Source organism: Aquamicrobium sp. LC103, from assembly GCF_001014615.2.
GTDB lineage: Bacteria > Pseudomonadota > Alphaproteobacteria > Rhizobiales > Rhizobiaceae > LBCQ02.
Map to the genome: position 1 here is coordinate 136,832 of NZ_LBCQ02000014.1, position 14,969 is coordinate 151,800.

Here is a 14,969-nt window from a genome sequence, read left to right on the forward strand (position 1 = left end):
GGGAAATAGGAAGCACCTGTTTCATTTCGGCTCCTACAAGCTCCTCGCAATGAGCAGCTTCATGATCTCGTTGGTGCCGCCATAGATGCGCTGGACGCGGGCGTCGCGATACATGCGCGCGATCGGATATTCGTTCATGTAGCCATAGCCGCCGTGAAGCTGCAGGCACTCGTCGACGATCTTGCCCTGAAGGTCGGACAGCCAGTATTTGGCCATCGAGGCCGTGACCGGGTCGAGCCCGCCATTGACGTGGCGCGCGACGCAATCGTTGTAGAAGACCCTGCCGATCGTGGCCTCCGTCTTCAGCTCCGCAAGCTTGAACTGCGTGTTCTGGAAGTCGAGGATCGCCTTGCCGAAAGCCTTGCGTTCCTTGACGTAGTCGATCGTCAGCGCCAGTGCCCGCTCGACCATCGAGATCGCGGTCGTGCCGATCTGCAGGCGCTCCTGCGGAAGCTGCTGCATCAGCTGGACGAAGCCCTGGCCTTCCTCGGTTCCCAGCAGGTTCGAGGTCGGCACGCGAACGTCGTTGAAGAAGAGCTCGGACGTATCGTTGGACTTCAGACCGATCTTGTCGAGGTTGCGGCCGCGCTCGAAGCCGTCCACCTCGTCGGTCTCCACCACGATCAGCGAGGTGCCCTTCGCGCCCATCGCCGGGTCGGTCTTGGTGACGACGACGATGAGATTGGCGAGCTGGCCGTTGGTGATGAAGGTCTTGGAGCCGTTGATGCGGTACTGATTGCCGTCCTTCTCCGCACGCGTCTTCACGCCCTGAAGGTCGGAGCCGGCGCCGGGCTCGGTCATGGCGATGGCACCGATGAGCTCGCCGGTCGCCATCCGCGGCAGCCATTTCCTCTTCTGCTCTTCGGAACCATAGTGAAGTATGTAGGGCGCGACGATCGAGTTGTGCAGTGCGATGCCGAAACCGTCGACGCCGACATGGCTGATCGCCTCGATGATCGCGCTTTCATGGGCGAAGGTGCCGCCCGAGCCGCCATATTCCTCGGGCATCGAGGCGCAGAGCAGGCCGGCCTCGCCGGCCTTCCTCCAACTCCCCCGGTCGAAAATCTCCGCCTTCTCGAATTCCTCGTAGCGCGGCGCGATCTCGTCGGCGAGGAAGCGGGTGGCCATGTCGTAGAGCATGCACACTTCCTCGTCGGCCCAGGAGGCCTTCGGAAGAGCGAGAACTTCGGCCGGATTTGTCGCCATCAAACAGTACCTCCCGCACCAATCATATAGTGAAGACGTTCAATCTTGAACAGACTTCCGCTGGAATAGAGGTTAGAACGCCTCCTCCGCAAGCGCCATCATGGAATCGGCGCCGCTGGAGATGCGGGCGAGATGCGCTGCCGATTCCGGCATGATGCGGTCCATGTAGTAGCGGGCGGTCGCGACCTTGGCCTCGCAGAAGGCGGCCGAGCCGTCAGCGCCCTCGGCGAGCTTCCGTTGCGCGGTCTTCGCCATCCGCGCCCACATGTAGCCGAGCGCGACGAGGCCGAAGAGATGCATGTAGTCGGTGGAGGCCGCGCCCGCGTTGTCCGGCTTCTGCATGGCGTTCTGCATCAACCACATGGTCGCCGCCTGGAGATCGTTCAGGCCCTTCTTCAGCGCCTTGGTGAACGGCGCCATCCTTTCATCGGCGCGGTTTTCCTCGCAGAAATCACCGACCTCCTTGAAGAAGGCCTGTACGGCGCGGCCGCCGTTCAGCGCCAGCTTGCGGCCGACGAGGTCGAGCGCCTGGATGCCGTTCGCGCCCTCGTAGATCATGGCGATGCGGGCATCGCGCACGAACTGGCTCATGCCATGCTCCTCGATATAGCCATGGCCGCCGAAAACCTGCTGCGCCATGACCGCATTGTCGAAGCCCTTGTCGGTGAGCACGCCTTTGACGATCGGCGTCATCAGACCCATGTGGTCGTCGGCCGCCTGACGCTCCTTCTCGTCACCGGAGCGATGGGCGACATCGGATTTGAGCGCGGTCCACAGCACCAGCGCGCGGCCGGCCTCGTTGAAGGCCCTCATGGTCATCAGCTTGCGGCGGATGTCGGGGTGGACGATGATCGGGTCGGCCTTCTTGTCGGGCGCCTTGGGGCCGGAGAGCGAACGTCCCTGCAGGCGCTCCTTCGCATAGGCGACCGCGTTCTGATACGCGATCTCCGAGACCGCGAGGCCCTGCAGGCCGACGCCGAGACGGGCTTCGTTCATCATCACGAACATCGCCTTGAGGCCGCCATTCTCCGCGCCGAGCAGATGGCCCTCCGCGTCGTCGTAGTTCATCACGCAGGTGGCGTTGCCGTGAATGCCCATCTTCTCCTCGATCGAGCCGCAGGAGACGCCGTTCGGCCCGCCGGGATTGCCGTCGGCATCGAGCCTGAACTTCGGCACTATGAACAGCGAGATGCCCTTCACGCCTTCCGGCGCACCCTCGATGCGGGCGAGCACCAGATGCACGATGTTGTCCGCCATGTCGTGCTCGCCGGCGGAGATGAAGATCTTCTGGCCGGAAATCCGATAGGAACCGTCGCCGTTCGGCACCGCCTTGGTGCGCAGCAGGCCGAGATCGGTGCCGCAATGCGGCTCGGTCAGGTTCATCGTGCCGGTCCACACGCCCTCGACCATCCTGGGAACGAAGGTCTGCTTCTGCTCCTCCGAGCCGTGCGCGAGGATCGCCGCGATCGCGCCCTGGGTCAGGCCCGGATACATCATCAGCGCCATGTTGGCGGACGACATGTACTCGCCGACCGCCGAATGGACCGAATAGGGAAGCCCCTGCCCGCCATATTCGGCCGGAACGGCAAGTCCCATCCAGCCGCCTTCGCGATACTGGCCGTAGGCTTCCCTGAAACCCTTTGGCGTCGTCACGCTGCCGTCGCCCTGGCGCACGCAGCCTTCCTCGTCGCCGACGCGGTTGAGCGGGTGAAGCGTGTTTTCCGCCAGCTTCGCACCTTCCGCGAGGATCGCCTCGAGCACGTCGGGCGTCGCGTCCGAAAATCCGGGCAGGTTGGAATAACGCTCGTAGCCGAGCACATCGTTCAGGACAAAAAGCGTATCCGCGACCGGCGCTTTGTAAGTCGGCATGACAATCCTCCAACAGGGCGTGCAAGCACTTCCGCGCGGCGTCCGCCGGGCGGAAGCGAAGGTTGCGGCGAAGCTAGCAAACTTTGACGTTTGCGTAAACGTCAATTTTTCGGGAGCAGCGGATCAGAGGTATGCGCAAACGCGAAAAGACGCCCGTGGAAAACCACGGGCGTCCGGGCCGACCCGACGGGACCGGAAGCTTTTTAGGCGGAAGCGATCTGGCGGTCGGCGAGAGCGGCGCGCCAGGACGACATCGCGTTCCTGAGCTCCGACATCGCCTCTTCGATCGCAACCCGCTGCTTTTCGAGCTTGGTCAACTGGCGCTCGGACTTGTCGAGCACGAGCTTGAGCTGCTTGATGTTGCTGCCCTTCGGATCGTAGAGATCCATCATCTGCTTGACCTCGCGCAACGAGAAGCCGACGCGGCGGCCAAGCATGATCATCTGGAGGCGCTTGACCTCGCGCTGGCTGTAGAGGCGGGTATTGCCGTCCCGCTTGGGGCTGATCAGGCCCTTGTCCTCGTAGAAGCGCAGGGTGCGCAAGGTAACGCCGAAGTTCCTGGCCATATCGCCTATGCGAAGATAATCGTCAGCAACTTCCGTGGAGTTGGCCATGCTCTCGCTGGCCGGCATCATGTTCATCATTTCATTTTTCCCCGTCACTGCGCTCCGACGGAACGCAGAGAGGAAACCGCAGGGGCGAGCAGCTTCCATTTTCTGGTGAGACATTGCGACAGGCGGCCCCGGGCCAGCCTTTGCGTTTTGCGCGCATATAGGCGCGGGAAGTTTTCGCGGCAAGTGCGAAAAGACGCCGCAGGACTCCCGTGAGCCGGTCGAACATTTCGATTTGGTAAACGCGATTAAGGGATTGTTTACCACGATGGAGGAATGGTGCGGATAGCGATTTCCCGTGGTTATCCCGTATCTCGTTGCTCACGGACCTTCCCTGGAAGGACAGTCTTTTCGCCATTCCCCACATGCACGAGGGGGACGGCGAGCGGCGGAAACGCAAGGGCGGGCCGGATTTCCCGGCGAAAAAGGGGCGGCGGAAAATTCGATGAACAACAGACGGTCCTATCTCGAAAGCCTGAATACCGGTCGCCGGCGGCGTCCGAGTTCGGCCATCGAACACCTGGCCCAGACGCTGGAAGAGCTGGAAAGCCGCATCGCCCGTCCGCAGGCAGGCGGGACGCCGCAGGCCGATCCCCGGGCCAGCGCGGCCAGATCGGCGAGCGAGGTCAGCGCACTGCGCGACGAGCTGCGCCAGCAGATGAGCACCGGGCTGCGCCGCGAATTCGCCGCCCTCAAGGCGGATATCGAGCGCGCCTTCGCGACGCCCCGCGCCGAGCCCCAGGCGGCCGAACTCAGCGCCGAATTCGAACGGCTCTCGGGCATGATCCGCCAATTGGCCGAACGCACGGACGACCGCCAGATCAACCTGCTCCGCCTCGAGATGGAGCAGGTGAAGAATGCGCTCGGCAAGCTCGCGCGCGAGGAGACGCTGCAATCCGTCGACCGGCGCTGGGACGAATTCGACCAGCGCTGGAGCGCCTTCGAGGACCGCCTTTCGAGCAAGCCCGACGCCGACCCCGCGATCCAGGCGCTCACCAGCCGGCTGGAGGAGATCGGCGGAGCGGTGAACAGCCTGCCCTCCTCGGTCACGCTGCGCTCGCTGGAAGAGAAGATGAAGCTGCTCGCGACCGCGGTCGACCGCTTCGCGCACCAGCAGCAGGACCGTGGCGGCCCGGCCGCGATGGAAGCGATAGAAGAGCGTCTCGACGAGATATCGCGGGCGATCGCCGCGTCCTCGGCGATCGCCCACACCGCCAATTTCGATCCCGAGCCGTTCCAGCGGATCGAGGCGCGCATCTCCTCGCTCGCGCATCAGATCCAGGAACTGATGGAGGACGACACGACCGGCGTGCTCGCCGGTCAGCTCGCGACGCTGTCGGAGCGCGTGGACGACATCGCCAAGCGGGTCGATCTTCCCGACCAGGCAATCGAGCGTTTCGCCGACCAGATCACCGCGATCGCGGCGAAGCTCGACAATGCCGCACCCGCAATGCCCGACATGGACCGCGTTTTCCGGTCGCTCGAAGATCGTTTCGTCATGCTCTCCGACATGCTGGACCAGCGCCAGGGCGACGCGATCGAACAGAGCCAGGCACTTTTCCAGGAGCTCGAAAGGCGGCTCGAGGAAGTGGCTTCCCGGATCGATGCCGCCCCCGACATGCAGGACCGCGGCGGCCTGATCGAGGCGATGGACGAGCATTTCGCGGAGCTCGCCGCCAGGCTGGAACGCAACGGCGCTGCCGCCGGCGACGCCGCGATCCGCTCGATCGAAACGCGGCTGGAGGACATCTCGCTGCGGCTGGAGCGTACGGCGCATGCCGAGCTGGGGCTCGACAAGGATCTGATCCTCAGTCTCGAGGCGCAGGTCGCGGCGCTGTCCTCCCATCTCGCCACGCCCGCCGGCGATCTTGCGCCGAGGCTCGACGAGATCGAACGATCGATCGTCGAAGGACGCCAGGACGTCATCGTCGCCGCGCGCCAGGCAGCCGAGGACGCGGTCCGTTCGTTCGCCGGATCGGCCGCCGAGACGACGCTCGTGAAAGGGCTCGCGGAAGACCTTCGGGCGCTCGAGACGCTGACCCGCAAGTCGGACGACCGCAACGCCAAGACCTTCGAGGCCATCCACGACACGCTGCTGAAGATCGTCGAGCGCCTGGCCACGATCGAATCCGGCGCGGCGAGAACCCCGGACGACCGCGCCGCGCCATCCGGGCGGCAGCTCGGCGTCGCCGCGCCGTCGATCCAGAGCGACCTCGACCAGATGGAACTCGTCGGCCTCGAAGCGGACGAAGCGGAAGCCCGCACGCCGGCGACCGCGGCAGCGCTTGCGGCCGAAGCCGCGCTGGCCGAGCAGGAAGGCGCTTCCGAGACCGAGAGGAAGCGTTCGGTTCTCGGCGGGCTGACGCGCGCGCTTTCCGGCAGGAAGGCCTCCGGCCGGGTCAAGCGGGACGCTTTCGAGCCAGCCCCGACCGTCGCGAAGTCCGCCGCGCCGAGCGTCGAACTCGACGAGCCGCTGGCGCCGGAAATCGCCAACCAGCCGCTGGAGCCCGGCTCCGGCGCACCGGACCTCAACGCGATCATGCGCCGCGTCCGCGACGAGCGCGGCCCCGCGCTTCGCGGTAGCGAGCCGGACGCCGCCAAGTCGGATTTCATCGCCGCCGCCCGGCGCGCGGCGCAGGCGGCCGCCGCCGAGGCCGAGATGCTGAAGCGCCCCGCCTCCAAGAGCAGCACGACCGGCTTCAGCATCGGGGGGCTCCTGAAGCGCAACCGCAAGCCGGTGATGATGGGCATCGCCGCGATCCTGATGGCGCTCACGGCCATGCAGCTCGGCAAGTCGCTTCTGGCCGAGAACGCGGAGCTTGCCGCGACAGATACGCCGACGCCCGTGGCAGTCGAGGAAGTCGCCGACGAGAAGACGGCGGCGGTGGCGCCCGCCGAGACGGAAGTTTCCCGGGACAGCGGCGCGGCGACGGCCGCCAACCCCGAAGCCCCATCGGCGAAGGCGGCGATGATGACCGCTGCCTCCACCGCCGACGTGACCACCGAATGGCTGGACTCCGTTTCCGCGGCGACTGCCGCGCCGGCAATGGAGGAGGAAGCCGCAGTCGCACCAACGCCGGTCACGCCGGCAGAGGCCGCGCAAGAAATCGGGGCGGCGGCAGCCGGCGAAGCGGTTGCGGCGATCCCGCTCGAAGCCGGGCCCGTCGCATTGCGCGAGGCAGCCGCCGCGGGCGACGCGAAGGCGCTCTACGAGATCGGCAATCGCTACGCGGAAGGCCAGGGCGTTGAAACAGACCTGGCGAAAGCGGCCTCCTGGTACGAGCGCGCGGCCGAATTGGGGCTTGCACCGGCCCAATACCGCATCGGCAATCTCTACGAGAAGGGCATCGGCGTCGCGCGTGACGTCGCCAAGGCGAAGACCTGGTACCAGATGGCCGCGGCGCAAGGCAACGCCAGCGCCATGCACAATCTCGCGGTGCTGTTCGCCATGGGCGCCGACAGCGTAGCCGACAACGAATCGGCGGCGCGGTGGTTTCTCGAGGCCGCCGAGCTCGGCGTGAAGGACAGCCAGTTCAATCTCGGCATCCTGTCGGCCAAGGGCGTCGGCATGCAGCAGGATCTGGAGGAAGCCTACAAATGGTTCGACCTCGTCGCCCGCACCGGCGACAAGGACGCGGCCGAAAAGCGCGACGAGATCGCAAGAACGCTCAATCCCGACCAGCTCGAAAAGTCGAAGGCGGCGGCCGAGCTCTGGCAGCCGAAGGAGATCGACGCCCAGGCCAACACCGTCGAGGTTCCGGACGGCTGGCGCGAAGACGGCACGACCACCTCCAGCATCGACATGAAGCAGGCGGTGAAGAACATCCAGACGATCCTCAACAAGAACGGCTACGACGCCGGCGCGACCGACGGCGTGATGGGCCAGAAGACCAAGAACGCCATCTCCGCCTTCCAGAAGGACAGCGGCATGGCGGCGACCGGAGAGGTCGACGAGCCGCTGGTGCGCGCGCTGCTCGCCCGACGCTGACGCCGCCGTCCGGCAGGGCTCGCGATCTCCTTTCCCGCGAAATGGCGGGAACAGGAGCTTTTTTAGGCAAAACAAGGCTTAAGCCGTTTGACTTCGCCTAATTGTGGGCGCAAGAACGATATATTTTCCAGACATCATTCCGGCAGGAACGGGTCGCTGAATTAGACACTAGTAATCGAGTTTGACGGGTGGGCATTTATCTCCCGATCGCAGAAATGTCGGTGAACATGCTCGTGCTCCTGGCGATGGGCGCGGCGGTGGGGTTTCTCTCTGGAATGTTCGGCGTCGGCGGCGGGTTTCTGATCACGCCGCTTCTGATTTTCTACAACATCCCACCGGCGATCGCGGTCGCCACCGGCGCCAACCAGGTGGTCGCCTCGTCGATCTCCGGAGCGCTGGCGCATTTCAAGCGGGGAACACTCGACTTCAAGCTCGGCACCGTGCTCCTGCTCGGCGGCATCGTCGGATCGAGTCTCGGCGTCTATGTCTTCTCGCTTCTGCGCAGCGTCGGCCAGCTCGACCTGTTCGTCTCGCTGCTCTATGTCGCGCTGCTCGGCACGGTCGGCGGGCTCATGCTGGTGGAAAGCGTGCAGGCCATGCGACGCGCGGCCGGCGGCAATGCGGCGAGCCTGCGCAAGCCCGGCCAGCACAACTGGATCCACCGGCTGCCGCTCAAGATGCGCTTCCGCGCCTCCAAGCTCTTCGTCAGCATCATCCCCGTCCTCGGCATCGGCGCCATCATCGGCTTCCTCGCCTCCATCATGGGCGTGGGCGGCGGCTTCATCATGGTGCCGGCGCTGATCTACCTGCTGAAGGTTCCGACCAACGTCGTCGTCGGCACCTCGCTCTTCCAGATCGTCTTCGTGGCCGCCTACACGACGATCGTCCATTCGACGGCCAATCAGAGCGTCGACGTCGTGCTCGCCTTCCTGCTGATGATCGGCGGCGTGGCGGGCGCGCAGTACGGTGCGCGCGCCGGACAAAGGCTGCGCGGCGAGCAGCTCCGGGCACTGCTTGCCCTGCTGGTGGTGGCGGTGGCGCTGCGGCTCGCCTTCGACCTCTTCGTGCGGCCGGCCAGCGTCTATTCGCTCACCTCGCTGGCGGGGGCGTGAAGCGATGCTCGCCGGACGCGCCGCCCTGTCGCTGCTGTTCCTCCTCGTTCCCCTCGCCGCCCAGGCGCAGATGGAGGATCCCAACCCCGAGCGCATTCAGATCGGCCTTTCGACCGACCGCATCTCCATCACGTCGGACTTCTCGGGCGCCGACCTCACCATTTTCGGCGCGCTCGACAATGCCGACCCGCTGATCGCCAGGCAGGGGCGCTACGACATCATCGTGGTCCTGGAAGGACCGGCGCGGCCGGTGGTGGTGCGGAAGAAGACGCGTGTGCTCGGCATGTGGATCAACACCCATTCCGAGACCTTCATGAACGTGCCGATGTCCTATTCGATCGCGACGACGCGCGCCATGCAGGACATCACCAACCAGCAGAGCTACCGGCGGCTCGCGCTCGGCGCGGACTACGTCACCGTCTCGCCGCTCGACCGCGAGGGCAACCGGGCGACGATCGAGGAATTCACCGCCGCGCTGCGCGATCGCAAGAAGGCGACCGGGCTTTACAGCGAGCGCATCGGCGGCGTGCAGTTCCTCTCGCAGAGCCTCTTCCGCGCGACCGTTCACCTCGCGCCCAACGTGCCGGTCGGCACGCACCGCGCGCGTGCCTTCGTCTTCAAGAACGGCGTCTTCATCAAGGAGAACTCCGCGCAGCTCGCGATCCTGAAAGCCGGCTTCGAGCAGGCGATCTATCGCTGGGCGCAGGACCATGGCTTCTTCTACGGCCTGTTCGCCGTCGCGCTCGCCTTCGTCACCGGCTGGCTCGGCCGCATCATTTTCCGCAAGGATTGAGAAGCGCCTCAGCCGGCGCGCAGGACGCGGTGCTCCATGCGGTAGACGCGGCTTTCGCCCAGCATGTAGGCGACGAAGCTCTCCCAACGGAACAGGCGCCGATAGGCACGGTCGAGCACGTTGAGCGTGCCGGTATAGGCGCCGAATGCCGGCATGACGAGCCGCTCGCCGTCGGTCGCGAAGCATCGCCGGCGCACCGCGCGGCCGCGCCGCACGATCATCGCGCCGGGATGGAGATGGCCGGCGATCTCGCCCGGCTCGGCGCCCGTCGCCGGTTCATGACGAAAGCGCAGCCTGCCGAGCGCGACCTCCGCGGCGGTCGTTCCCGGCAGGTCGGCGGGCGCATCGGGATCGTGGTTGCCGGCAACCCAGATCCAGTCGCGCCCCGCCATCAAGGCGAGAAGCTGCTGGCGATAGGTTTCGGGCATCCGCCCCGCCCCGCCGCCGTCGTGGAAGCTGTCGCCGAGGCTGATGACGGTCTCGGGGCGGTGGTCGCCGATCACCCGCGCCAGAAGGGCAAGCGTCGCGCCGGTGTCGTAGGGCGGCAGCATCTGGCCACGCCGGGCATAGGACGAGCCCTTCTCCAAATGCAGATCGGAAACGGCGAGCAGCTTCCAGTCGGGCAGGTAGAGCACGCCGCGCGGATCGCAGACCGCGACCTCGCCCGCGATCTCTATCTCGCCCTGCCTGAATTGCGCCCTGCCGGCTTCGATCGTCATTCGGGTCCCATGGCTTCGAGAATGAGGTCTTCCTCGGTCTCCGACAGAAGCGCCTCGTCCGCCTCACCCTTCACCCGTTCCTTGCCGATCTCCAGCATGACCGGCACGGCGAGCGGCGATATCCGTGTCAGCTGCTTATGCACGATTCGTCCCTTGATGCGCGATAGCATCTCGCCGAGCCTCCTGACATCGAGCAGGCCGGTGGCGGCATCCGATCGCGTCGCGCGCAGCAGGATGTGGTCGGGATCATGCGTGCGCAGCACGTCGTAGATCAGATCGGTCGAGACGGTCACTTGCCGCCCGGTCTTCTCCTTTCCCGGATGGCGCGTCTCGATCAGGCCCGAAATGACGGCGCAGGCACGGAAGGTACGTTTCAGAAGGTAGCTGTCGTCCAGCCAGGCCTCGAGATCGTCGCCCAGCATGTCCTCGTCGAAAAGCGTGGAGAACGGCAGCTCGCCGCTTTCATGCATCGCGCCGATGTCGCCATGCGCCCACACGGCGAGCGAATAATCGGTGGCGACGAAGCCGAGCGGACGGGCTCCCGCCCGCTCCAGCCTGCGTGTCAGGAGCATGCCCAGCGTCTGGTGGGCGAGCCGCCCCTCGAAGGGATAGGCGACCATGTAGTGGCGGCTGCCGCGCGGAAAGGTCTCGACCAGCAGGTCGTCCCTGCTCGGCAGCACCGATTTGATCTTCTGGATCGCCAGCCATTCCGAAACCTGCCCGGGCAGCGCCTTCCAGCGCTTCGGGTCGGCGAGCATCGCCCGCACCTCGCCGGCCAGATAGGTCGACAGCGGGAACTTGCCGCCCGCATAGACCGGAACCTTGGCGTCCTGGCCCGGCGCGTTCGATACGTAGCATTCGTTCTCGCGGATGCCCTCGAAACGCAGCACCTTGCCGGCGAACAGGAAGGTGTCGCCCGGCGACAGCGCCTCGATGAAGGATTCCTCGATCTTGCCGAGCACCGGGCCGCCAGCGACATTGGCGCCGCGCCCGCGCTGGCGCGTCATGCGCACGTTGAGCATCGGGAATTCGACGATGGTACCGACATTCAGCCTGTACTGCTGGGCGAAGCGCGGGTGCGAGACGCGCCAGAGCCCGTCCTTCGTCTGGCGGATCCGCGCGTAGCGTTCGTAGCTTCTGAGCGCGTAGCCGCCGGTGGCGACGAAGTCGACCACGCGCGCGAAAGTGTCCTCGTCGAGCTCCGTATAGGGCGCGGCGGCCCTGATCTCGGCCAGCAGTGCGGCGGCATCGAACGGTTCGGCGCAGGCCATGCCCATGACGTGCTGGGCAAGCACGTCGAGCGCGCCGGCGATCAGCGGCGGCGTGTCCTGGGCGCCGAGATAATTGGCCTCGAGCGCGGCGCGGCACTCGAGCACCTCGAAGCGATTGGCCGGCACGAGGATCGCCCGGCTCGGCTCGTCCATGCGGTGGTTGGAACGGCCGATGCGCTGCGCGAGCCGGCTCGCGCCCTTGGGCGCACCGACATGGATGACGAGATCGACGTCGCCCCAGTCGATGCCGAGGTCGAGCGTCGAGGTGGCGACGATGGCGCGCAGGCTGTTGGCCTCCATCGCCTTTTCCACCCGCCGCCGGCGCGCCACGTCGAGCGAGCCGTGATGCAGCGCGATCGGCAGCGATTCCTCGTTTATCCGCCACAGCTCCTGGAACAGGAATTCGGCCTGGCTGCGCGTGTTGACGAAGAGCAGCGTCGTGCGGTGGTCGAGGATCGCGCGGTAGATGTCGTCGATGGCGTAGCGCGCCGAATGGCCCGCCCACGGCACGCGTTCTTCCGATTCCAGTATGGTGATGACGGGCCTGGCGCCGCCCTCGACGGTGATGATGTCCGCCATCGCTCCCGGCGGGTTCTGCGGAACCAGCCAGCGGCGCAGCTCGTCGGGCTGGGCGACGGTGGCCGAAAGGCCGATCGTCCGCAGGTCGGGCACGAAGCGGCGCAGCCTGGCGATGCCGAGCGAAAGCAGATGCCCACGCTTGGAGGTCACCAGCGAATGCAACTCGTCGAGCACGACATATCGGAGATCGGAGAAGAAGCGCTCGGCATCCTTGGACGAAAGCAGGAGCGCGAGCTGCTCGGGCGTGGTGAGCAGGATATCGGGGGGCGCAAGCTTCTGGCGCTGACGCTTGTGGGACGGCGTGTCGCCGGTGCGCGTCTCGATCCTGATGTCGAGTCCCATCTCCGCGACCGGCCTGCCGAGATTGCGCTCGATGTCCACGGCGAGCGCCTTGAGCGGCGAAATGTAGAGCGTGTGGACGCCACGCTGCGCCTCTCCGGGCCTACGCTTCGGCCGACCAGCGAGATCGGTCAGCGACGGCAGGAAGCCGGCGAGCGTCTTGCCCGCTCCGGTCGGTGCGATGAGCAGCGCCGAGGCGCCGCTTCGCGCGCGGGCGAGCAGGTCTAGCTGATGCGCGCGAGGCGCCCAGCCGCGCCCGGCGAACCAGCGCGCGAAAGGTTCGGGCAGTTCGATGGCGCCGTCGAGCGAAGCGCTGTCCAATATCCTGGTCACCGCAAAGAAGTAGCGCCGGGCGCTTTTCGAGCCAAGTCGTTAGTTCGCGACCTAATGCAGCGCCTGCACGGCTTCATCCCGCTCGACCGGCAACGGCACGTCGACGACGGCATTCGCCGCCCGCCGCACAGCGACCACGATCAGCCCCTCGATCGGCTCGCCGCGGTCGAAGCGGAGCACGGCATTTTCCATGCCCGCCAAGTCAAAGCCGTTGACCCGCAGGAGCTCGCGTATGTGCGCCTCGGAATGCGCGTAGCGCCGCGACGGTCGCAGCACCAGGTCTTCCGCGCCATCGTGCCTCTCGACCGAAAAGGCGAAGACACCGCCCGGCAGGAGCATGCCGGCGACGGTCGCGAATACCCGCTCCAGCCGTCCGACATAAAGGAACACGTCGGCCGCGGTCACCAGGTCGACCTTGCCGGCTGGCGGTTCCAGCGTCTGCAGGTCGCCCCGCTCCAGCGCATCGTAGATGCCCTTGGCCGCCGCCTTGACCAGCATCTTCGCGGATATGTCGCGGCCTTCGAGATAGCTCGACATCACGCGCAGCCGCTCGCCCATCAGGCCAGTGCCGCAGCCGAGGTCGACGGCATGGGCGAAAGAGGCCTGGCCGGTTGCCGCGATGGCTTCGGCCAATCTTTGCGGCACGCTATAACCGAGGCGCTCGACCAGGGATCTGTCGAATTCGTCGGCATATTGGTCGAACAGGGTCTCGACGAAACGGCTTGGAACGGCGCCGAGACCGCTTATCGCTCCGGCAAGCTCCAGCTTGAGCGCCGCACCCAGCCGATCGTCGGCATCGAGGCGCAGCGCCTCGCGCCAGGCATCGACGGCATCCGAAACGCGGCCGGCGGCCTCGAACATCTCGCCCAGCCTGAACCAGCCGCCCGACCAGTGCGGCACAAGGGTGAGCGCTTCGCGCATGAGTTCGGCCGCCGCGGCGGGGTCACCCGTCGCGGCCAGCATCTCCGCATAATCGGCACGCCGGTCCGCGACCAGATCGCCGGAAGACAGTTGCAGCTTTTTCATGGGGCATCCATCGCTCGCCGGACGGCGAGCGGACGGCTTATCCTTCAGGTCCCGAAAATTTGCAAGGGCTTTCCTGCGGGCTGCGAATGCCTATCTAATTGGGCGCATGAACGCGCATGAAATCCTGCAACCGAGACCCGAAGGGCTTTATTGCCCGCCCGGCGATTTCCACATCGACCCCGTGCGGCCGGTTTCCCGCGCGCTCGTCACCCACGGCCATGGCGACCATGCGCGCGCCGGCCACGGCCATGTGCTCGCCACGCGGCAGACGCTCGACATCATGGCGCTGCGCTATGGCGAGGACTTCGCAGGAACCACCCAGGCTATCGGCTATGGCGAGCGGATCGCGGTGAAGGATGCCGCGGTTTCCTTCCATCCCGCCGGGCACGTGCTCGGCTCCGCGCAGATCGCCGTCGAGTGTCGGGGCAAGCGAATCGTCGCTTCCGGCGACTACAAGCGGCGCAGCGATCCCACATGCGCCGACTTCGAACTCGTTCCCTGCGACGTCTTCATAACGGAGGCGACCTTCGGCCTCCCGGTCTTCCGCCATCCGAGCGCCGGGGGCGAGATCGAAAGGCTCCTGAAATCCGTCCGCCAGTTTCCCGAGCGCGCGCACCTCGTCGGCGCCTATGCGCTCGGCAAGGCGCAGCGCGTCATCCGCCTGATCCGCGACGCCGGCTACTCCGAGCCGATCTACATCCACGGCGCGCTGGCGAGGCTTTGCGACTACTACCAGGCGCAGGGGGTGGATCTCGGCCCGCTGGAGCCGGCGACGGCGGAAGGAACAGCAAGGGATGAATTCGCCGGCAAGATCGTCGTCGGCCCGCCATCGGCCTTCGCCGACCGCTGGGCGCGGCGCTTTCCCGATCCCGTCACCGCCTTCGCCTCGGGCTGGATGCGCATCCGCCAGAGGGTCAAGCAGCGCGGCGTCGAGCTGCCGCTGATCCTTTCCGATCATTCCGACTGGGACGAGCTGACGGATACGATCGCCGAGACCGGCGCCGGCGAGGTATGGGTGACGCACGGCCGCGAGGAGGCGCTGGTGCGCTGGTGCGAGCTCAACGGCATCAAGGGCAAGCCGCTGCATCTCGTCGGCTACGAGGACGAAGGCGACTAGACGACG

The 14,969-nt window shown here is 66.2% G+C and carries 10 protein-coding genes; 4 read left to right on the forward strand and 6 right to left on the reverse strand.

What is annotated here, in order from left to right:
• Window positions 1–33: 33 nt before the first annotated feature.
• The 3 genes from XW59_RS24805 to XW59_RS24815 form a co-directional block, all read right to left on the reverse strand.
• On the reverse strand, window positions 34–1,206 hold the full coding sequence (locus XW59_RS24805; RefSeq protein ID WP_136068482.1) for an acyl-CoA dehydrogenase family protein: 1,173 nt from the start codon (window positions 1,204–1,206) through the stop codon (window positions 34–36).
• A 72-nt stretch (window positions 1,207–1,278) separates the two neighbouring features.
• Window positions 1,279–3,075: an acyl-CoA dehydrogenase C-terminal domain-containing protein gene (locus XW59_RS24810; RefSeq protein WP_047148509.1), complete on the reverse strand. Its 1,797-nt coding sequence runs from the start codon at window positions 3,073–3,075 to the stop codon at window positions 1,279–1,281.
• Window positions 3,076–3,278: 203 nt separating this feature from the next.
• Window positions 3,279–3,710, reverse strand: coding sequence for a MerR family DNA-binding transcriptional regulator (locus XW59_RS24815; protein WP_348639332.1), 432 nt, complete (start codon window positions 3,708–3,710; stop codon window positions 3,279–3,281).
• 421 nt (window positions 3,711–4,131) lie between these two features.
• Between XW59_RS24815 and XW59_RS24820 the strand changes: the two genes are divergently transcribed.
• The 3 genes from XW59_RS24820 to XW59_RS24830 all read left to right on the forward strand — a co-directional run bounded on the left by XW59_RS24820 (window position 4,132) and on the right by XW59_RS24830 (window position 9,579).
• The gene (locus XW59_RS24820) at window positions 4,132–7,674 is read left to right on the forward strand and encodes a peptidoglycan-binding protein (RefSeq protein WP_047148508.1); all 3,543 of its coding nucleotides are present in this window, start codon (window positions 4,132–4,134) and stop codon (window positions 7,672–7,674) included.
• 188 nt (window positions 7,675–7,862) lie between these two features.
• Window positions 7,863–8,786 (forward strand): sulfite exporter TauE/SafE family protein, encoded by a 924-nt coding sequence (locus tag XW59_RS24825; RefSeq protein WP_047148507.1) that lies wholly within the window; start codon window positions 7,863–7,865, stop codon window positions 8,784–8,786.
• 4 nt (window positions 8,787–8,790) lie between these two features.
• Window positions 8,791–9,579 carry a TIGR02186 family protein gene (locus tag XW59_RS24830; protein ID WP_047148506.1) on the forward strand — a complete coding sequence of 263 codons (789 nt, stop codon included), beginning with the start codon at window positions 8,791–8,793 and terminating at the stop codon, window positions 9,577–9,579.
• Window positions 9,580–9,587: 8 nt separating this feature from the next.
• Here the strand turns inward: XW59_RS24830 and pdeM are convergent, their stop codons facing one another.
• The 3 genes from pdeM to XW59_RS24845 form a co-directional block, all read right to left on the reverse strand.
• Window positions 9,588–10,298 carry a ligase-associated DNA damage response endonuclease PdeM gene (gene pdeM, locus XW59_RS24835; protein ID WP_047148505.1) on the reverse strand — a complete coding sequence of 237 codons (711 nt, stop codon included), beginning with the start codon at window positions 10,296–10,298 and terminating at the stop codon, window positions 9,588–9,590.
• Window positions 10,295–12,808 carry a ligase-associated DNA damage response DEXH box helicase gene (locus XW59_RS24840; RefSeq protein ID WP_082137805.1) on the reverse strand — a complete coding sequence of 838 codons (2,514 nt, stop codon included), beginning with the start codon at window positions 12,806–12,808 and terminating at the stop codon, window positions 10,295–10,297. Before XW59_RS24840 ends, pdeM begins: the two co-directional genes overlap by 4 nt.
• A gap of 63 nt (window positions 12,809–12,871) precedes the next feature.
• Window positions 12,872–13,846: a methyltransferase domain-containing protein gene (locus tag XW59_RS24845; RefSeq protein WP_047148503.1), complete on the reverse strand. Its 975-nt coding sequence runs from the start codon at window positions 13,844–13,846 to the stop codon at window positions 12,872–12,874.
• 106 nt (window positions 13,847–13,952) lie between these two features.
• Here XW59_RS24845 and XW59_RS24850 point away from each other — a divergent pair, with 106 nt between their 5' ends.
• Window positions 13,953–14,963 carry a ligase-associated DNA damage response exonuclease gene (locus XW59_RS24850; protein WP_047148502.1) on the forward strand — a complete coding sequence of 337 codons (1,011 nt, stop codon included), beginning with the start codon at window positions 13,953–13,955 and terminating at the stop codon, window positions 14,961–14,963.
• Window positions 14,964–14,969 lie beyond the last annotated feature (6 nt).